General features: G+C 70.5%; 17 protein-coding genes and 1 pseudogene. 14 read left to right on the top strand and 4 right to left on the bottom strand.

The window, feature by feature from the left end:
• Nucleotides 1-185: 185 nt before the first annotated feature.
• The 3 genes and pseudogenes from ACTWM8_RS20120 to ACTWM8_RS20110 all read left to right on the top strand — a co-directional run bounded on the left by ACTWM8_RS20120 (nucleotide 186) and on the right by ACTWM8_RS20110 (nucleotide 1,004).
• Nucleotides 186-443 (top strand): DDE-type integrase/transposase/recombinase, encoded by a 258-nt coding sequence (locus ACTWM8_RS20120; RefSeq protein WP_446210404.1) that lies wholly within the window; start codon nucleotides 186-188, stop codon nucleotides 441-443.
• Between the two features lie 41 nt (nucleotides 444-484).
• A pseudogene (locus ACTWM8_RS20115) lies at nucleotides 485-658 on the top strand (hypothetical protein); the annotation flags it as partial.
• A complete protein-coding gene (locus ACTWM8_RS20110) occupies nucleotides 585-1,004 on the top strand; it encodes a low temperature requirement protein A (RefSeq protein WP_446210403.1) in 420 nt (139 codons plus the stop codon). The pseudogene ACTWM8_RS20115 and the gene ACTWM8_RS20110, both read left to right, overlap by 74 nt.
• 214 nt (nucleotides 1,005-1,218) lie before the next feature.
• Here ACTWM8_RS20110 and ACTWM8_RS20105 read toward each other — a convergent pair whose 3' ends face one another.
• The 3 genes from ACTWM8_RS20105 to ACTWM8_RS20095 all read right to left on the bottom strand — a co-directional run bounded on the left by ACTWM8_RS20105 (nucleotide 1,219) and on the right by ACTWM8_RS20095 (nucleotide 5,754).
• Entirely contained in the window at nucleotides 1,219-3,438 is a 2,220-nt protein-coding gene (locus tag ACTWM8_RS20105; RefSeq protein WP_446210402.1) for a hypothetical protein, read from the bottom strand.
• A 154-nt stretch (nucleotides 3,439-3,592) separates the two neighbouring features.
• The gene (locus tag ACTWM8_RS20100) at nucleotides 3,593-5,194 is read right to left on the bottom strand and encodes an MFS transporter (RefSeq protein ID WP_446210401.1); all 1,602 of its coding nucleotides are present in this window, start codon (nucleotides 5,192-5,194) and stop codon (nucleotides 3,593-3,595) included.
• 128 nt (nucleotides 5,195-5,322) lie between these two features.
• Nucleotides 5,323-5,754: a MarR family winged helix-turn-helix transcriptional regulator gene (locus ACTWM8_RS20095; protein WP_207783768.1), complete on the bottom strand. Its 432-nt coding sequence runs from the start codon at nucleotides 5,752-5,754 to the stop codon at nucleotides 5,323-5,325.
• Between the two features lie 436 nt (nucleotides 5,755-6,190).
• Here ACTWM8_RS20095 and ACTWM8_RS20090 point away from each other — a divergent pair, with 436 nt between their 5' ends.
• The 11 genes from ACTWM8_RS20090 to ACTWM8_RS20040 all read left to right on the top strand — a co-directional run bounded on the left by ACTWM8_RS20090 (nucleotide 6,191) and on the right by ACTWM8_RS20040 (nucleotide 16,533).
• Nucleotides 6,191-6,952 carry a DeoR/GlpR family DNA-binding transcription regulator gene (locus ACTWM8_RS20090; protein WP_446214603.1) on the top strand — a complete coding sequence of 254 codons (762 nt, stop codon included), beginning with the start codon at nucleotides 6,191-6,193 and terminating at the stop codon, nucleotides 6,950-6,952.
• On the top strand, nucleotides 6,949-7,893 hold the full coding sequence (locus ACTWM8_RS20085; RefSeq protein ID WP_446210400.1) for a 1-phosphofructokinase family hexose kinase: 945 nt from the start codon (nucleotides 6,949-6,951) through the stop codon (nucleotides 7,891-7,893). The genes ACTWM8_RS20090 and ACTWM8_RS20085 overlap by 4 nt, the downstream gene beginning before the upstream one ends.
• Nucleotides 7,894-7,955: 62 nt before the next feature.
• A complete protein-coding gene (mtlA, locus tag ACTWM8_RS20080; RefSeq protein WP_446210399.1) occupies nucleotides 7,956-9,140 on the top strand; it encodes a mannitol-specific PTS transporter subunit IIC in 1,185 nt (394 codons plus the stop codon).
• Between the two features lie 5 nt (nucleotides 9,141-9,145).
• Nucleotides 9,146-9,454, top strand: a complete 309-nt coding sequence (locus tag ACTWM8_RS20075; protein WP_446210398.1) for a PTS lactose transporter subunit IIB — start codon at nucleotides 9,146-9,148, stop codon at nucleotides 9,452-9,454.
• A complete protein-coding gene (locus ACTWM8_RS20070; RefSeq protein WP_446210397.1) occupies nucleotides 9,447-9,914 on the top strand; it encodes a PTS sugar transporter subunit IIA in 468 nt (155 codons plus the stop codon). The genes ACTWM8_RS20075 and ACTWM8_RS20070 overlap by 8 nt, the downstream gene beginning before the upstream one ends.
• Complete coding sequence (locus ACTWM8_RS20065) at nucleotides 9,914-10,954, top strand: zinc-dependent dehydrogenase (RefSeq protein WP_446210396.1); 1,041 nt, start codon at nucleotides 9,914-9,916, stop codon at nucleotides 10,952-10,954. The genes ACTWM8_RS20070 and ACTWM8_RS20065 overlap by 1 nt, the downstream gene beginning before the upstream one ends.
• 42 nt (nucleotides 10,955-10,996) lie before the next feature.
• Nucleotides 10,997-11,278: an HPr family phosphocarrier protein gene (locus tag ACTWM8_RS20060; protein WP_109943736.1), complete on the top strand. Its 282-nt coding sequence runs from the start codon at nucleotides 10,997-10,999 to the stop codon at nucleotides 11,276-11,278.
• Nucleotides 11,271-12,938 (top strand): phosphoenolpyruvate--protein phosphotransferase, encoded by a 1,668-nt coding sequence (ptsP, locus tag ACTWM8_RS20055; RefSeq protein ID WP_446210395.1) that lies wholly within the window; start codon nucleotides 11,271-11,273, stop codon nucleotides 12,936-12,938. Before ACTWM8_RS20060 ends, ptsP begins: the two co-directional genes overlap by 8 nt.
• 1,682 nt (nucleotides 12,939-14,620) lie before the next feature.
• The gene (locus ACTWM8_RS20050) at nucleotides 14,621-14,968 is read left to right on the top strand and encodes a PadR family transcriptional regulator (RefSeq protein ID WP_346535457.1); all 348 of its coding nucleotides are present in this window, start codon (nucleotides 14,621-14,623) and stop codon (nucleotides 14,966-14,968) included.
• Nucleotides 14,965-16,023, top strand: a complete 1,059-nt coding sequence (locus tag ACTWM8_RS20045) for a hypothetical protein (RefSeq protein WP_446210394.1) — start codon at nucleotides 14,965-14,967, stop codon at nucleotides 16,021-16,023. The genes ACTWM8_RS20050 and ACTWM8_RS20045 overlap by 4 nt, the downstream gene beginning before the upstream one ends.
• 168 nt (nucleotides 16,024-16,191) lie before the next feature.
• A complete protein-coding gene (locus ACTWM8_RS20040) occupies nucleotides 16,192-16,533 on the top strand; it encodes a VOC family protein (RefSeq protein WP_446210393.1) in 342 nt (113 codons plus the stop codon).
• A gap of 4 nt (nucleotides 16,534-16,537) precedes the next feature.
• Here ACTWM8_RS20040 and ACTWM8_RS20035 read toward each other — a convergent pair whose 3' ends face one another.
• Nucleotides 16,538-17,779: an IS701 family transposase gene (locus tag ACTWM8_RS20035; RefSeq protein WP_446210392.1), complete on the bottom strand. Its 1,242-nt coding sequence runs from the start codon at nucleotides 17,777-17,779 to the stop codon at nucleotides 16,538-16,540.
• Between the last annotated feature and the right edge of the window lie 50 nt (nucleotides 17,780-17,829).

The raw sequence follows: 17,829 nt of genomic DNA, 5'->3' as shown, positions 1-17,829 counted from the left end.
TCGCACCGCCGGACCGGAACATGCAGGCGCCGCCCGGCCCGCGGCAGGTCTCGAAGGGTGGGCACAGAGCCGGCCGGGCTTCCTCGAACGTCCTGCGTTCGAGGTGCGCGGCCTCCCGCGCCTTCGGCGGGTGGAGCCCGGCGAGCGACGGGAGAGCCTCCGACGCCGCCCCGGTCTATTCCGCCGTGCTCGACGACCTGATCCCCTCGGCCTGGCACCATCTCGAGCGGCACGCCAACAATCCGATCGAGGCCGATCACAGTCAGCTCAAGCACCGGTTACGACCGATGCGCGGGCTCCGGACCGACCAGACCGCACAAGTGATCATCGCCGGTTACACATTCATCCAGAACCTCCGCCGCGGGCACTACGAACTCGGGCTCGACCGTCAGCCCAAGCCCCGAGCCGCTTCGGCGTTCAGTGAACTCGCCCGGGCCATCTGACGCGGACCCGACCCGGGCGTAACGCACCTCCCGATCAGATAATGCAACGGCGCCGTAGCAACGCCTTCGAGGCTGACCGCAGCGCGGCGGTCGTGGTGGCGTTCGCGACCACGGTGCTGCTGTGGCGGATCTACATCAGCCGTGCCGGGCAGGTGTTGGGCGGGGCCGTCGCCGCGGCCCCTGATCCATTCGGCGTTGCCGTGTCGGCGGTATACGCGCACGTGGTCATGGTCGCCGGCGTCGTCGCGATCTCCGTCGGCGACGAAGGTCGTCATCGAGCACCCGTTCGGGCACACACAACCGGCGTGGGGCGCCGTCATCCTCGGCGGACCCGCACTGTTCCTCGTTGGACGGGCCATCCTCGAGTACGAGGTATTCGGCCGGGTGTCCCGAGACCGCGTGGTCGGGATCCTTGTCCTCGCCGCCACCTCGCCGGCAACGATCTTCCTGCCGCCAGTGCTGGTCGCCGCCGCCGCTGCTCTCGTCCTGGCCGGGATCGCCGTATCCGACGCAGCCCATGCCCGACGACGCCCACCCGAGCCGCCCTCACCACCTGGCTAGCCCGAAATTGTCACCCACGTCCCGAGACTGTCCCGGTCGGCTTCTGTCACGGACGTCCTGAGACTCGACGGCTTGCGGATGCCCGCAGACGAGGTCGTCCTCACTCCACTGCGTGATCCGCACGTCGATCATCCTGCCCCCGATCTTCCGGGACTCATCAAGCAGCCGTCACCGACGATTCCGCGAGACTCCGCGGCAACGGGGGCGAGCCGCGTCACCGGGCTGCGTCGTCCGTCCTGATCGGCAGCCGCGCGGCGAGGTCCCGGACGGCACGCCGGTATTCCTCCTGCGTGTGATAGGCCCAGTGCCCTTCCACGGGTGGGGGCACGGTGTCGTCGGGGTCCACGGTCAGGCTGCGCGGGTCACGCAGCCGTTCGTCCACGGACTGCGCGTCCCCGTCCGCTCCCCGGCTGGCGCAACCGGGAAAGATCGGCCCGCTGATCGGGTCGGTGTACCGCCACAGGTTCCGCCACCGCCAGCCGATCCGCTCGCCCACCTTCTGCAGCGTCGGCTCCCCGAGGTAGGCCGGACACAACCGGGCGTAAAGCCGGTGCAGCGGCGAACCATGGGTGAGCAGGGCAACCCTGCTCACCGTCGCGGGCGGCAGTTGCAGCAGCGTGACGACCGCCAGCACCGACCCCTGGCTGTGCCCGCAAAGGACCACGCCACCCTTGCGGGCCAGGGCGGACACCCGCTTGCCGAGTTCGGGTACGGTCCGTCGTCCGTAGGACGGCGGCGCGAAGGGGTGGATCGTCCGCGGCCAGAAGGTGCCCAGGTCCCACAACACGGCCAGCACGCGACGTGTGTCGGGTGAGCGGTAGGCCTGCACGCCCAGTATCGCCAGCCCGACGACGAGCAGGCTGATCACGTAGATCCCCACGTCGGTCAGGTACGCGACGACCAGTTCCGGCTGGCCCGTCCCCCCGCTCAGCTCCTCGGCGAGCCGCGTCGGGCCGATGCCGACCAGGTCGAACGCGACCGCGCCGAGGCCCGACGCGGTGATCGCCAGGAATACCACCAGCACCGGGCCGAGCCGGTCGACCAGGTGCGACCGGGCGATGATCTCCCGGAGCTCGCGGAGCCGGGGCTCGGCCTCTGGCTGCGCGTCCGGGTAGTCGTTCCTGATGTCGCGCTCGGCCATCGCGCGGCGGCGGGCACGACTGAGCAGCATCGACCAGATCGCCACCGCTGCGGTGGTGAGCAGGGCGACGAACCCCGCGAGCGTTGCCCACCAGTAGGACACCGGTGGCTCCAGGGGCGGCACGCCCGGCGGGTCGAGCCGGGCCGGATCGGGGACGATTCCCCGGTCGAGCCAGTCGGCGACCCGGTACACCAGCGTCGCCGCGAACGCGGCGGCCACGCTGGCCGCAGCCGCCCCGACGAACGGGGTCCCCAACCCGAGCAGGGCCGGCCGGTCCGGCCCGCGGCGGGTCCGCATGCGGCGTGCGGCGCCCAGGGTGAGTGCCACGATCAACGCGGCCTGCGCACCGAACAGTCCGGCGGTTTCGCCCTCGAATCCAGGCAGCTGCGCGGGCTTCGGATCGGCCGCGGGCAGGGTCAAGGCGTAGCCCAGGGTCAGGACGGTCAGGACGTTGGTGACTGCGCGCAGCAGCCGCCCGGAACGGGCCGGCGGCAGTCCGCCCAGCGCCGTACGCCGGCACAGCAGCAGCCCGCACCACCCCAGCACCCCGATCGCGATGCCGAGCAGCGGCATTCCCACGGCGCCGCCCCCGAGTGGCACCAGGGCGGTGAGCAGCACCGCATCCAGCGTCGCGGCACCGAGGCAGAAGTGGATCCGGCGCAGCCACATCACCGAGGGACCGTCGTCCCAGAATCCGGCAGCGTCGAGCGAATCGACGGTGGGGCGGCCCTGAGTCCCCCCGAACGCGGCGAAGGTGCGGGCACGTCGGGCACTGATGCCCCAGACGATCTGCAGCGCCACCAGCGGGACGAGCGCGAGCACGGCCAGTCGCGGGCCGACCGGTATCGCCGACAGCCAGGACAGGTACGGACGACCGGCGACGCAGGGCTGGTAGGAGGCGCACTGCCAGCCGATCAGGTCCATCGAGACGCCGGCGATCGCCAGGACAAAGCCAGCGGTCAAGGTGCCACCCAGGAGTCGGCACAACGCGGAGAGCAGGCTGAATCGGTCCGGAGCCGCCGGCCGGAGCCACACCGTCAGGTTGCACAGCATGAACGGCAGCAGCAGCAACGACAGCGCGCTCACCAGCTTCGCTCCGCCGGTCAGGCCACCCCACCGGTAGCCCTCGACCGTCATCTCGGCAGCCCCGTCCGCCGCCCCGGCTCCCGGCCGGGGACGGTAGAAGCCCGCGTGGCGGTCGCCCGCGACCTGGACCAGGTTCGGGTGGCCGACCACTTTCGTCGCCGATCCCCCGGCGACACCGTGCACCCGCAACTCCACCACGTCGTCCATTGCCCTCTCCAACGGCAACCGGCCGCGAAGGATGCTCGACGCCTGGGCGCCGGCGCCGCCTGGCCGACCCGCTAGGCGAAACTAGCGGCCTGGTGGCCGGTATCTCGCCTCCGCAACGTGCTTCTGAGGCGCAGCTCGTGCAGCGACGCCGCTGTCAAGCTGTCAACCGGTACGGCGCTTTGCCGGGTTCAACCAGTACGACCGGGCGGGCTGCGGCGTGGGTCACCGCAGTGGTGAAGCTGCCGTCGGCGAACTGGGCCACCGGCCCGCGCGGGGACCGGCCGACCGCAATTACGCGCGCGTCCACGTCGTCGGCGTGCTGAGCGAGGACCCGACCTGCAGCGGCGTGGTCGCCGACGCTGGCGAGTACCTGACCGGTGGCGGCGATGCCCTGCGCGGCCAGCCGGTCGAGGTGGCCCAGGACCGCGGAGTGTGCCTGCTCGGCGTCCTCGGCGTCGATGGCCAGTTCCTCGACTACGGCGGTCTCGCGGACGTGGACAACCTCCAACGGGCGGCCGGCGTCGCGGGCGATTGCGGCGGCCGCGTCGACGATCTTGGCGGCGTCCTCGGTGGCGCCGACCGCGACGATGACAGGTTGGTAACCAGCCGGCGGTGTGGCCCCGACGCGCTGCAGGCTCGGGCGCACCGTCTCCCCCTCGACCAGGCCCTTCTCGGCCGCGGCGACCAGCTTGTGGCCGGAGGCGAGAACGACGATGGCCAGGATGAAGGTGACGCCGCCGAGGTAGAAGGGGACGCTGAGGTTGGTGGCGTCGGCGAGCTTGCCCGCGGCGAATGGGGCAAGGCCGCCGCCGATGAACCGGACGAAGCCGTACGCCGAGGAGGCGACCGGCCGCTCCACCGGCGAGACGAGCATGACCGCCTGGGTGGTCAGAGTGTTGTTGATGCCGATGAACGCGCCACTGACGATGACCGCGCCGATGACCGCCGCCGGGATGTTCACGCCGATCGCGATGATGGCCATGACGATGCCGAGGCTGAGCAGGTTGACGTAGAGCACCGGCGCGGTGCCGAACCGCGCCTGCAGCCGCGGGGCGAAGAACACGCTGAAGGCGGCGACCAGCAGGCCCCAGCCGGTGAAGACCAGGCCGAGCTGGTGGGCGTTGAGTTCCATGGGGTACGGCGCGTAGCCGAGCATGGTGAAGAAGCCCCAGTTGTAGAGCAGGGCCATGATGCCCATGGTCAGCAGGCCGCGGTGCCGCAAGGCCTTGAGCGGCGCGGCTAACGATGTCTTGTGCTCTGGCTTCGGTAGGGCCGGGACGAACGCGACGGTCGCGACGAGGGCGATGAACATCAGCGCCGCGACGCCGAAGAACGGTCCGCGCCAGCTGATGCTGCCGAGCTCGCCGCCGAGCAGTGGCCCGACCGCGATGCCCAGACCTAACGCGGTCTCGTACAGGATGATCGCCCCGGCGAAGCCGCCGCTGGCCGAGGCCACGATGACGGCGAGGCTGGTCGCGATGAACAGGGCGTTGCCCAGGCCCCAGCCGGCGCGGAAACCGACAATGCCGCCGATCGAGTTCGTCGTGCCGGCGAGCGCGGCGAACACGACGATGAGGATCAGGCCGACGACCAGTGTGAGCTTGGCGCCGATGCGGCTGGATACCCAGCCGACTACCAGCATCGCGACCGCGGTCACGACCAGATAGCTGGTGAACAGCAGCGACACCTGGCTCGGCGTGGCGTGCAAGCTGCTGGCCAGTGCGGGCAGGATCGGATCGACGAGCCCGATGCCCATGAACGAGACGACACAGGCGAACGCCACGGCCCAGACGGCACGCGGCTGCTTGAACGGGCTCCGGGCCGTCCCCTGTGATGCGGTCATTTTCAGGTTCTCCTGAAGGTGGTGTTTGTCGATGCGGGTATTCAGTCGGACGCCCGGGCCTCGACGAGCCGGGCGAGCGCGGGTAGTGCGGCGGCGATAGCGGCCTGATCCTGCGGATCGAGTCGGTCGAGCAGGTGCTGCAGGGCGTCGGCGCGCTCCGCACGCCGGCGCCTGACGAGGTCGAGGCCGGCGTCGGTCGCCTCCACCAGCACGGCGCGGCGGTCGTCGCTGTTCGCGGTGCGGCGCACCAGACCCTCGCGTTCCATGCGGGTAACCAGCTGCGTCATCCCTGGTTGGGAGACGCCCTGGGCGTGAGCCAGCTCCGTCAGCCTGTGGGGTCCGTCACGTCCGAGACGGTTCAGCGCGGACGAGGCTGCCGTGCTGAGACCGCCGGCGGTGGAGACCTGGCGGATGAGCGTCACGAGGTGCTCGAGCACCACAACCAGCTCAGTGCCGGAGGCATTCGAGTGCATAACCCCATTATGCATAACCTGCTTATGGATGTAGCACGCCGCCTGCAAAAGTGACCTGGATCTCACTTCCCGGGTCGTACCGCCTGGGTCTTTCCCAAGGGCGACCGGCTCAGTCCAGGTGGGGTGCGTCTTGCGCCAGGCAGTGGTATGCAGCCGTACGGACGGTCGCTTACTCCGCGAACGCCTCGTACCGGCGCGGCAAGTGATGCGGATCCTGGCGCCCGACCAGCGCCTCCAGGGCGCGACGCGGCACCGGGATCACCCCACATCTCGCCCGCAGCTCGCCAGTATGTGCCGAGATATATCGATCTGTTCCTTTTCCCAGGTACCGCTTCGGTCAAGCTTGCGCAGTTAGCGGGTGAGACCCCTTGACCATCCAACACGATCGGGCGTAAACACAGAGGAAGCCACATCGAAACGGCGGTGAAACCAAGTGATGTACGCCGAGGAACGGCAGCAGGAGATCCTCCGCAGAGCCCGGGCCCAGGGGCGGGTCGACGTCATGGTGCTGGCCGAGGAACTGGCGGTGACCAGCGAGACCATCCGGCGGGACCTGACCGCGTTGGAGCGTGCGGGGGTGCTGCGCCGCGTACACGGCGGCGCGATCCCGGTCGAACGCCTCGGTTTCGAGCCCGCGCTCGCCGCCCGGGACGCGGTGCTGACCGCGGAGAAGGAGCGCATCGCGAAGGCCGCGCTCGCCGAGGTCCCGGAGGAGGGGGCGATCATCATCGACGCCGGCTCGACCACCGGGCGGCTGGCCCAGGTGCTGAACACGGAGCGCGAGCTGACCGTGATCGTCAACGCCCCGCCACTGGCCACCCTGTTGGCCGCCCGACCGAACCTCAACGTGATCATGCTCGGCGGCCGGGTCCGGAGCCGAACCATGGCGACGGTCGACGACTGGGCCATGCAGGCGCTCTCCCAGATCTACGTCGACGTGGCCTTCATGGCGACCAACGGCTGCTCGGCCGAGCGCGGGCTCACCACGCCGGATCCGGCCGAGGCGGCCGTCAAGCGGGCGATGATCGCCTCGGCCCGGCGTACGGTTCTGCTCGCCGACCACACCAAGTTCGGCGACGACTACCTCGCGCGCTTCGGCCGGCTCGCGGACGTCGACCTCATCATCACCGACACCGGGCTGAGCGCCGCCGCCGCAGGCGAGCTGCAGCACGCCGGTCCGGAGGTGATCCGGGCGTGATCCTCACCGTCACCCTCAACCCGAGCCTGGACCGGGCCGTCGCCATCGAGTCCCTGGTGCGGGGCGATGTGCTGCGCGCCGCACCCGCACACCTCGACCCGGGCGGCAAGGGCGTCAACGTCTCCCGGGCCCTGCTCGCCAACGGCGTGCCGTCGCGGGCGGTCATCCCGTGCGGCGGCCCCGAAGGGGAGCAGCTGGTGCGGCTGCTGGCGGCGGAGGGCGTACCCATGATCGCCGTACCGATTGCCGGCCGGACCAGGTCTAACATCACGCTGGCCGAGCCGGACGGCACGATCACGAAGATCAACGAGCCCGGCCCGGCGCTCTCCGGCGCCGAGCTGAAGGCGGTCGTCGAGGTGGTGCTCTCCGCCGCCGGCTCGGCCGACTGGGCGGTGGTCTGCGGCAGCATCCCGCCGTCCCTGCCGGTCGAGGAGTTCAGCGAGCTCTGCTCCCGACTGATCGACGCAGGCGTCCCGCTCGCAGTCGACACCAGCGGCCCGGCGCTGGTCGCCGCGGCGGCCGCGGGAGCGTCGCTGATCAAGCCCAACCGGGAGGAACTCGCTCAGGCCGCCGGGCGGGCCGTCAACTCGACCGAAGACGTCGTCGTCGCCGCCCAGCAGCTGCGTGCCCTGGGTGCAAAGGCGGTGCTGGCCAGCCTCGGCGCCGAGGGCGCCGTGCTGGTCGATGAGGACGGCGTCGTCACCGGAATCGCACCCGTCGCCGAGCCCCGCAGCAACGTCGGGGCCGGGGATGCCCTGCTCGCCGGCTTCCTGGCCGGCGGTACCGCCGGGGCAGAGGCGCTCGCCGAGGGCCTCGCGTGGGCCGCGGCGGCGGTCAGCCTGCCGGGCAGCCGGATGCCCCGGCCGGGCGACCTGCGCCGCGACCACGTCCACATCCACCACCGGCCGGACCTGGTCCGGCAACTGCTCACCCGGGACTGACTGACCCCACCCCCAACCCCCACCACCGGCAATTCAGCCGGCAGTCGAACAGGAGGCCTCCCATGGCCACGGATTACACCCCCACCGTCACGGGTACCGGCATCAAGGCAGGGATTCAGCGGGTCGGCGGCTATCTCGCCGGCATGGTCATGCCCAACATCGGCGCGTTCATCGCCTGGGGTCTGATCACCGCGCTCTTCATCCCCACCGGCTGGATACCCAACGCCCACCTCGCCCAGCTCGTCGGCCCGATGATCACCGTCCTGCTTCCGGTGCTGATCGGCTACACCGGTGGCCGGCTGGTGCACGGCCAGCGCGGCGCCGTCGTCGGTGCCGTCGCCACGATGGGCATCGTGGTCGGCAGCACGGTGCCGATGTTCCTCGGCGCCATGATGGTCGGCCCGCTCGCCGCGTACCTGGTCAAGCTCTTCGACAAGGCCTTCGAGCACCGCATCAAGGCCGGCTTCGAGATGCTGGTCAACAACTTCTCGGCCGGAATCATCGGCGGTGGCATGGCGCTGGTCGGGGTCTGGGTGATCGGCCCGGTCGTCCGTTCCATCACCAACCTCGCCGGTCACGGTGTCGACTGGCTCGTCGGGCACAACCTGCTGCCGGTCGCCTCGGTCCTGGTCGAGCCGGCGAAGGTGCTCTTCCTCAACAACGCCATCAACCACGGCGTTCTCGGCCCGCTGGGTGTCGCGCAGGCGACCGAGACGGGCAAGTCCATCCTCTTCATGATCGAGTCCAACCCCGGCCCGGGCCTGGGGCTGCTCCTGGCCTTCCTGTTCTTCGGGCCCCGCGCGCTGCGCCCCAGCGTGCCGGCCGCGATCATCATCCACTTCCTCGGCGGCATCCACGAGATCTACTTCCCGTACGTGCTGATGAAGCCGCGGCTCATCCTCGCGATGATCGCCGGTGGGGCCGCTGGAGTCACCACCTTCATGATCACCGGTGCCGGCCTGGTCGCCACCCCGTCACCGGGAAGCGTCTTCGCCTACGCCGCCGTCACGCCTCGTGGCAGCTGGTTCGGAGTCGTCCTCGGCATCCTCATCGCGGCGGCGGTCACCTTCTTCGTGGCGGCGGCGTTGCTCGGCTTCGGTCGACTCAACGGCGACGCCCAGACGGAACAGCCGGGCACCGGGGACGCCGAGGTCACGGTCCCGCCGGGCGGCGAGGGGGCGGCCGCGCCGCGTCAGACCGCCGGGGCGGCCGCAACCGCTAACTCCACCGCAGTTTCGGAGGCGTGAACCAGATGAGCACGATTCAGGGAAGCGACATCCACAAGATCGTGGTGGCCTGCGACGCCGGGATGGGCAGCAGCGTGATGCTCGCCAGCCAGCTGCGCAAACAGCTCAGCAAGCACTCGGTGGCCGTGGAGCACACCCAGGTCGACCACATCCCCGCCGACGCCGACGTGGTGGTCGTGCACACCGGGCTGGCCGCACGGGCCCGGGCGAACGCGCCCGAGAAGGTCATCGTGCCGTTCCAGGTGTTCATCGGCGATCCGGCGGTGGCGAAGGTGGTCGCCGCGGTCAAGAACGGCGGCGCGGTCGATGGCTGAGGTGGCAAGCGGGGACCTCGCCGCGCTGCTGGACCGCCGGGCGATCCGGCTCGACGAGACCGCCGCCAACCGGGAGGACGCGATCCGGCGCTGCGGCGCGGTGCTGGTCGAAATCGGGGCCGTCGACCCGTCGTACGTCGAGGCGATGCTGGCGCGGGAGCGGTCGGTCTCGACGTACATGGGGGAGGGGGTGGCGATCCCGCACGGCACGCTCGCCGGCAAGGACGCCGTACGCCGTGACGCGCTCGCGGTGCTCCGCTTCCCCGCTGGCGTGGACTGGGGCGGCGAGCAGGTCGTGCTCTGCGTGGCCATCGCCGCCCGCGGCGACGGTCACGTCGCGCTCCTGGCCCAGCTGGCCGAAGTCCTGCTGGATCCGGAGCGGGCCCTGGCGTTGCGCGAGGCCACCGAGGCCGACGAGATTCTCCGGCTGCTCAAGCCGGTCGACGAGGAGACAGACTGATGAAGGTGGTTCGCTTCCATGCTCCGGGTGATGTGCGGATCGAGGACGCACCCGAACCGACCCCGGGACCGGGAGAGGTCAAGATCCGGGTACGCAACTGCTCCACCTGCGGCACGGACGTGAAGATCTGGCGATTCGGCCATCACCACATCGACCCGCCGCGGGTGATGGGCCACGAGGTCGCGGGCGAGGTCACCGAGGTCGGTGCCGAGGTGACCGGCTGGCAACCCGGTGACCGGGTCCAGGTGATCGCCGCGATTCCGTGCGGGCGGTGCGACCAGTGCCGCCGCGGCCGGATGACCGTCTGCCCCAACCAGGAGTCGATCGGCTACCACTACGACGGCGGCTTCGCCCAGCACATGGTCGTCCCGGCCAAGGTGCTCGCCGTCGACGGCCTGAACCGGATCCCGGACGGGGTCAGCTTCGCCGAGGCGTCGGTGACCGAGCCGTTGGCCTGCGTCCTCAACGGTCAGGAACTGGCCCGCGTCGGCGAGGGTGACGACGTCGTCGTCATCGGCTCCGGCCCGATCGGCTGTCTGCACGTACGGCTCGCCCGGGCCCGCGGCGCCGCCCGGGTCACCCTGGTCGACCTCAACCGGGACCGGCTGGACATGGCTGCGGCGCTCGTCACGCCCGACGCCACGGTCTGCGCTGCGGAGACCGACCCGGTCGACGCGGTCCTCAAGCTGACCGACGGCGCCGGCGCGGATGTCGTCATCACCGCGGCGGCCTCCGGGGCGGCGCAGGAGCAGGCACTGCAGATGGTCGGCCGCCAGGGCCGGATCAGCTTCTTCGGCGGCCTGCCCAAGGACAAGCCGGTCATCGCCCTCGACGCCAACCTGGTGCACTACCGCGAGCTGACCATCGTCGGCGCCAACGGGTCCAGCCCGGCGCACAACAAGGCGGCGCTGCAGCTGATCGCCAGCGGTGCGGTGCCGGTCGTGGATCTGATCACGGACCGGCTTCCGCTGGAGAACGCCCTCGAGGCATTCGACATCGTCTCCCGCGGCGCCGGCATCAAAGTCACCATCGAGCCCTGACCGGCTCGGATCCACCCGGATCCATCACCCCTAGGAGTCGTCATGCCCGAACGCACCGTCCCCGTCGGGTCGACCAGCGGGCTGCACGCCCGCCCCGCCGCCATCTTCGTCGCGGCCGCCGCCGCCCAGCCCGTCGCGGTCAGCGTCCGGCGGCCGGGCGGCCGGCCGGTCCCCGCCCGCAGCATGCTCTCGGTGCTGTCACTCGGTGCCACCCACGGCACCGAGCTGATCCTCGCCGCCGAGGGCGACGGGGCGGAGGCCGCCCTGGACGCGCTCGCCGACCTGCTGCGCCGCAACCTCGACGAGGAGCCGGTCGATGCCTGAGCGGCTGACCGGCATCGGGGTCAGCCCCGGCGTGACCGCCGGTCCGCTGCTGCGGGTGGCCCCGGCGCCCCGGCTGCCGGAGCCGACCGCCGTCCCCGACGTCGAGGCGGAGCTGGCGCGGGCCGAGTCGGCCCTCGACGCGGTCGCCGCCGAGCTGCGCCGCCGCGCCGATGCGGCGGCGCGGCCGGAGGCGGCCGAGATCCTCCGGGCCCAGGCGATGATGGCCGAGGACCCGGTCCTGCGCGAGACGATCGCCGACGTGATCCGGGGCGGTCGGGACGCCGCGCACGCGATCGCCGACGCCTTCGCCGAACACCGCCGGGCGTTCCAGGCGGCCGGCGGCTACCTCGCCGAGCGGGTCACCGACCTGGACGACGTCCGGGACCGCGCGGTCGCCGCGAGCCTCGGGCGGCCGATGCCCGGCGTCCCCGCCCCGGGTCACCCGTACGTGCTGGCCGCACGCGATCTCGCGCCGGCCGACACCGCGGACCTCGACCCCGAACAGGTGCTCGCACTGGTCACCGAGGCGGGCGGCCCGACCAGCCACACCGCCATCCTGGCCCGGTCACTCGGCCTGCCCGCGGTGGTCTCCTGCGCCGGCGCGCTGAGCGTGCCCGAGGGAACGGTGGTCCGGGTGGACGGCGGCTCCGGCGAAGTGCTCACCGATGTCGATGAGGCACTCGTGGCTGCCACTCGCGCCGCGGCGGCCGCCCAGCGCGATCGAGCCACCCCGAGCCGGGGACCCGGCCGCACCGCCGACGGGCACGCGGTGAAGCTGCTGGTGAACATCGGCTCGGCGGCCCAGCTGCGCGGCGACGAGGCCGCCGGGGCCGAGGGCGTCGGGCTTTTCCGCACCGAGCTGCTCTTCCTCGACCGCAGCACGGCGCCCGGCCTGGACGAGCAGGTTCGGGCGTACGCCGAGGTCTTCGCGGCGATGGCGGGCCGCCCCGTGGTGATCCGGACGCTGGACGCCGGCGCCGACAAGCCGCTGCCCTTCCTCGACCAGGCCGGCGAGCCCAACCCGGCCCTCGGCGTCCGCGGTCTGCGGGTCGCCCGACGCCGACCCGAGGTGCTCCGGACCCAGCTCGAAGCGATCGACCTGGCCTGCCGGCGGACCGGCGCCGACGTCCGGGTGATGGCGCCGATGGTGGCCACCGCCGCCGAGGCCCGCGAGTTCGCCACGATCGCGCGCGCCGCCGGCCTCACCAACGTCGGCGTCATGGTGGAGGTGCCGGCGGCGGCGCTGCGCGCCCCGCAACTGCTCGACCAGGTCGACTTCCTCAGCATCGGCACCAATGACCTGAGCCAGTACGTCTTCGCCGCCGACCGGCAGTGTGGCGACCTGGCCGAGCTGCTCGATCCGTGGCAGCCGGCGCTGCTGCAGCTGATCGCCGCCTGCGCGACCGCCGGCGGCGCAGCCGGCAAGCCGGTCGGCGTCTGCGGGGAGGCGGCAGCCGATCCGCTGCTCGCGGTGGTGCTCACCGGCCTCGGCGTGACCAGCCTGTCGATGTCATCGCGGGCCCTGGCGCCCGTGCGGGCGGCGCTGGCCGAGCACACCCTCGCCGACTGCGCCCGACTGGCCAAGCTCGCGCTGGCTGCCGAGGACGCCACGCAGGCCTGGGCCATCGTCCGGAGTGAGGCCAGACCGGTGCCGGACTGATCCGGCAGTTCGCCGGAAGTCGTCGGAGATTTCCCGTGTGACACGATCTCCGGCGGCTGTCTTGGCCGGCAACCTGCAACGCCCGACAGCGGTCTCGGAGGCCGGGAATCGATCATCGAAGGGTGATCGAGAGGGTGTTCCACCCGGCGTCGGTTGGGGTCGAGAGTCACAGTCAGCCACGCGCTGTGGCGCTCATGCCCATCTGGAAGCGGGTAGTGCCACCCAGGTCTTCCATCAGCGTGTGGATCCGGCGCTGCGTGGTCCTGGTCGACCAGCCCAGCGACCGGGCGATACGGGTCTGTTGCATTGCCCGTGTCCAGGGATCGAGGCAGGTTTGACGGGTGCAGCTGTCGAGACCTGGTCGTCCCTGGTCGCCTCCGAAGTCGGCGTTCACCGGGTTCCGGTTTCCCGCAGAGGTGATTGGCGGTAGGACGTGGGGCGGACGGCCCTGCGTTAGGCAGACGTCTCGGTATACCGTGTGGGTCCATGTGGGGCGGGGATCGGGGAGCGGGTTGGGAGCAGTCGGGTGCCCTGAACGGCGTTGAACGGCACTCAACGGCATCGAACGATGCCCAACGGCATGCGCCCCCACCTGCGGTCTCGCGTCTCCGCAGGTCAGAGTCGGTGTAGCGTCCTGCTTCACACCGAAGAGGTCATTGGTTCGATCCCAGTATCGCCCACCATAGATATACCCAGGTAGGAAGCCCGTCACCGGTTCAACCGGTAATGGGCTTCCGCGCTGTTGCCCCTTAAATTGGGAGCAGATTGGGAGCAGGGCGTTCCCAGAGCGAATCCGCCAGCGTGACCCTCTACGCCCTGCTCGTGAGCTGCAACAACTCGTCATGGCCGGCCCGACTGCGGAATCGAGGGCGACGCTGTCGCCGTCCCGGCGGCGGTCCGGCGCTTTCCGCGTCACCGGTCGAACAGCGAGGCACTGATGACGAGGACGAACTGGGCGACCGCGACCGGGTCAAGTGCGTAGTTGCGAGTGGCGGGGAGATTGAGGGGAGCGTCGGCGGCGCGCCGGTCTCAAGGGTCGAGCCGGGGCGGGAGACCTCAATGCCTCCACGAACGGGCTCGTCGGCCGGGCGCGCAGGCAGGGCGTCGAGCATGTCGTCCGCGGCGGGGTCGACCTTGCCGAGGACAATCTCGGGCGATGGCGCTGCCGTACATGTCGGGCCGGTGTAATCGCATCGGCGCCGATGAAATCAGATGCGCACATCTGCCGCGAAGCGCTCGTCACCGAAGGTGACGTCGGCACCGGTCTGCGACGTCCGGACGTGCCGACGCGGTCGTTCGCTAGCTTCCGGCCCCGTTACGGATGATCGTCGGCGCTGCCCGTGAATCCTCTCCAGCTCCGCCGTCAAGGTCACTGCTTGCGACTGGGGGCAGCGGCCGGACCCGTTGCGGGGTCCGGGGCAGTAGGACCTGACCGCTGTATCCGGGACCCAGGACGATGGCCGCCCCGTTGGCGGGCGGGGCGCCGACGACGCTGCTCTCCACCGCCGGTATCGCAGGAGCGAAATCCGGCCCGCCCAGGTCTCCGGCGTCCGCCGCGTCACCGTCGCCCATGATCACTCCTTCTTGTCGTGGGCTCCGCGCGTGCCGGGGCCCGGTGAACCCGCCGGTGCCAGCTCGACTTCCGGCACACAGCATATCTTGTCTTACACTATATTAGGTGGATGAGTTCTCGGGCGATGACGGAACCAGCCTTCTTCATCCTCACCGCGCTGCTCGACGCTCCGCGGCACGGCTACGGGATCGTCGCGGAGGTGGCGGAACTGTCGCGGGGCCGCGTGCAGCTGAAGATCGGCTCCTTGTACGGGGTCTTGGACCGACTCGTCGGTGATGGCCTGGTCGAGTTGGACCGCGAGGAGGCATGGCAAGGACGGTTACGCCGGTACTACCGGTTGACCGAGCGGGGTCGCCATGCCCTCGACGCAGAGGCTCAACGGCTGGCCGCCAACGCACGCCTCGCCTCGACCCGGTTGCGCGAGCGGCGGAACCCGATCACGGGGACGCCGTCGTGAGCCGGCTGGAGGAGCGCTACCGGTTCGTTCTTCGGCTGCTGCCCGCCGCCTACCGGCAGGAATGGGAAGACGACATGGTCGCCGCATTCCTGGACAGCATGGACACCGGCGGCTCCGAGACCACCGCGTACGCCGCCGACTATGGCCGGCCGAGCCTGTCGGAGGTCGCCAGCATCGTGTCCCTCGCCGTCCGGTTGCGTCTCGGCGGGGCTGACGCGCCACTCCGCTCGTTCGCCTGGGGGCAGGCCGTGCGACTGGCGACCCTGATGGCGATGCTGACCCACGCCGTCATGGTCACCGCGAGCATCGCCGTCGCACTGTGGCTCTCCGGGAAGATCGCCTCGTTGCCGGCTCCTCCACCCGAATGGGCACTCACCCCGCCGGGGAGCATCTGGCACACCGCGTGGAACCTCGCCGGCTACGCCTGGTTACCGGCCTACATCGCGCTTGTCCTCGGACACCGACGCGTGGCCCAAGCGGTCGCCCTGCTCGCCATCGTGCCTCCGGCCATCACCACCGCCGTGGAACAGGCCGCCGGCGACGTACCGCTGTCCGTGTCACCCTGGGCGATGCGGCTCATCGACGTCGTCCTGCTACTCGCCATGGCGGCCTTTCACCACGGCGCCCCGCCTGTGCCGCGCCGCCCCTGGCTCCTCGCGCTGCCGATCGGCATCCTCCTCGTCCCCGTGCCGCTGTTCACCATCCAGACGACCGCACCGGCGCTGAGGCTGCTGGACTGGCCGGGCCTGTGCTGCGGGGTGGTCACGGCCGCCATGGTGGTCCACCTCGCCATCCGAGTATCCAGTCGTCCAACTCGCACGCTGCCATGGTCACTGGCGCTCACCCTGCTCGCCGTAACCACGCTCGCCCTGCGAACCGCAACCCTGCCCGACTACAGCGACCAGGCACAGCGCACAACACTCGCCACGATCGCTTCCGTGCAGGTCATCGCCGTCCTAGCTGTGGGCGTACCGGTCGCCGTACTAGCCATCCGGGCGCTGCGCCGACTTCCATCGATCCCCACCGTCGCCCCAAGACCCACCACACCGACGTAGGAACTCGCCCAACCTCGGCACCACCGGCCCGAGACGCAAGCCCCATCGGCCGCGCGGACCACAACGGAAAGCACTGTCATGTAGCCGCGATCAGCGCGCCGGCTCACCGGTCGCTGAACGACCGGATCTGCCGATGACAGCTTGTCGTAGCTCGCGTACGTTGGCGCCGTGGCCACTTTTTGGACCTTGGGCTGCGATGCCGACGATCCCCAGCGAATCGCTGCCTTCTGGGCGCTGGCCCTCGGCTATGTCAAGGAATCCGGTTTCGACGAGCCCGACAACGCGTCCATCGTCGACCCGGATGGCCGGGGCCCTGCCATTGGTTTCCTCAAGGTGCCCGAGGGCAAGTCCGGCAAGAACCGTATGCATATCGATATCCGGGTGGCCGGTCCAGGCCCCTGGGACATGACCGAGCGCGCCCGATGTAGCGGTTTCACGGGTTGGTGGCAGGTGAGGCAGGCGCCGGTCCAGGTCGCGAGGAGTCGTTGCAGCTCGCGGATGACCGTGTAGAGGGTCAGGCCGGCGCAGCCGCTTTTGGGTCCAGGCGTAGTTCAGTGATGAACAGGTGCGCGGCCGTGACGAGGGTGATGTGGCGGTGCCAGCCGATCCAGGAGCGGCCCTCGAAGTGGTCCAGGCCGAGGCCGGTCTTCAGCTCGCGGTAGTCGTGTTCGATTCGCCAGCGGATCTTGCCGTAGCGGATCAGGTCGGTGTGGCTGGTGGTGGCGGGCAGGCTGGACAGCCAGTACTTGACCGGCTCGGCCTCGTTGTCGGGCCACTGGGCGATCAGCCACCGCTCGGGCAGGAGGCCATCGGCGTCCCGGGCCACGCGATGCCCGGCCGGACGCACCCGAAGGAAGACGAACTGGGAGCTCATCGTGCCCTTTGAGCCTTCCCGCCAGGTGATCGTTTCCGCGGCGGCGTGTCCGGCGGCGCGGACGTGTTCGACCAGGCTGATCGCCGTCTTCGGGTAGCGCGGGTCGGTGCGCGTCGGTGGGCGACCCCGCCCGGACCAGACCCGCTCGACTGGCCGCACGTCTGGCTTATGGGCGAGGGCGTCGCCTTTGACCTGCATGATGTAACCGATCCCGCGTTCATCCAGGGCACTGCGGAACTGGCTGTTGTCCCCGTAGCCGGCGTCGGCGGCCAGCAGCGGCGGTCGCAGCCCGTACTCGACCAGTTCGTCGAGCATCTCCACCACCAGCGCCCACTTCGGGCGATGACGCTCCTCATCAGGGATGCCGCAGCGGGCCCGGGCCGCGGCCACCCCGGGACGGGCGGCCTCGTCAACAGCGTCGTCGTCCCAGACCGTCGGCAGATACAGCCGCCAGTCAAGAGGGCACGACGCGGTGTCGGTCACGGCGTGAACGCTCACTCCGATCTGGCAGTTCGCGACCTTACCGAGGGTGCCGGAATACTGCCTGGCCACGCCCGGCGAGCTCTTGCCGTCCTTCGGAAAGCCAGTGTCGTCAACCACCCACGCGACCGGCTTGACCACTTCAACCGCCCGCGCGGCCAGCCGCATCCGCACCGCCGTGGTGTCCCACGTCGAGGTCGTCACGAACTGCTGCAAACCCTGATGATCCACCCCGAGCCGCTGCGCCATCGGCTGCATCGACTTACGCCGCCCGTCCAGCAGCAGCCCCCGCAGATACGTCTCACCCTTGGCCCGCTGATCAGACCGAACCAACGGGGTGAACACATCCACGGCGAACGCCTCAAGCCGTTGCCGCACAACGGAAAGCTCGTCAGGAGTCACCCCAACATCGAACTACCCGGACCACTTCGAGCACCCCAACGACACGCCGA

It is taken from the genome of Micromonospora sp. IBSANI012 (genome assembly GCF_052814045.1).
Note: the sequence above shows the minus strand (reverse complement) of the source record. Positions and strands in the feature narration are given on the sequence as shown.

What these genes read in the sequence shown, in the direction of transcription:
- ACTWM8_RS20100 (WP_446210401.1), bottom strand. Translation starts at nt 5,194, where the DNA reads ATGGGCATCGGGCTCGTCGATCCGATCCTGCCCGCACTGGCCAGCAGC.
- ACTWM8_RS20070 (WP_446210397.1), top strand. Translation starts at nt 9,447, where the DNA reads ATGGCTGAGGTGGCAAGCGGGGACCTCGCCGCGCTGCTGGACCGCCGG.
- ACTWM8_RS20065 (WP_446210396.1), top strand. Translation starts at nt 9,914, where the DNA reads ATGAAGGTGGTTCGCTTCCATGCTCCGGGTGATGTGCGGATCGAGGAC.
- ACTWM8_RS20060 (WP_109943736.1), top strand. Translation starts at nt 10,997, where the DNA reads ATGCCCGAACGCACCGTCCCCGTCGGGTCGACCAGCGGGCTGCACGCC.
- ptsP (WP_446210395.1), top strand. Translation starts at nt 11,271, where the DNA reads ATGCCTGAGCGGCTGACCGGCATCGGGGTCAGCCCCGGCGTGACCGCC.
- mtlA (WP_446210399.1), top strand. Translation starts at nt 7,956, where the DNA reads ATGGCCACGGATTACACCCCCACCGTCACGGGTACCGGCATCAAGGCA.
- ACTWM8_RS20105 (WP_446210402.1), bottom strand. Translation starts at nt 3,438, where the DNA reads ATGGACGACGTGGTGGAGTTGCGGGTGCACGGTGTCGCCGGGGGATCG.
- ACTWM8_RS20050 (WP_346535457.1), top strand. Translation starts at nt 14,621, where the DNA reads ATGAGTTCTCGGGCGATGACGGAACCAGCCTTCTTCATCCTCACCGCG.
- ACTWM8_RS20090 (WP_446214603.1), top strand. Translation starts at nt 6,191, where the DNA reads ATGTACGCCGAGGAACGGCAGCAGGAGATCCTCCGCAGAGCCCGGGCC.
- ACTWM8_RS20075 (WP_446210398.1), top strand. Translation starts at nt 9,146, where the DNA reads ATGAGCACGATTCAGGGAAGCGACATCCACAAGATCGTGGTGGCCTGC.
- ACTWM8_RS20095 (WP_207783768.1), bottom strand. Translation starts at nt 5,754, where the DNA reads ATGCACTCGAATGCCTCCGGCACTGAGCTGGTTGTGGTGCTCGAGCAC.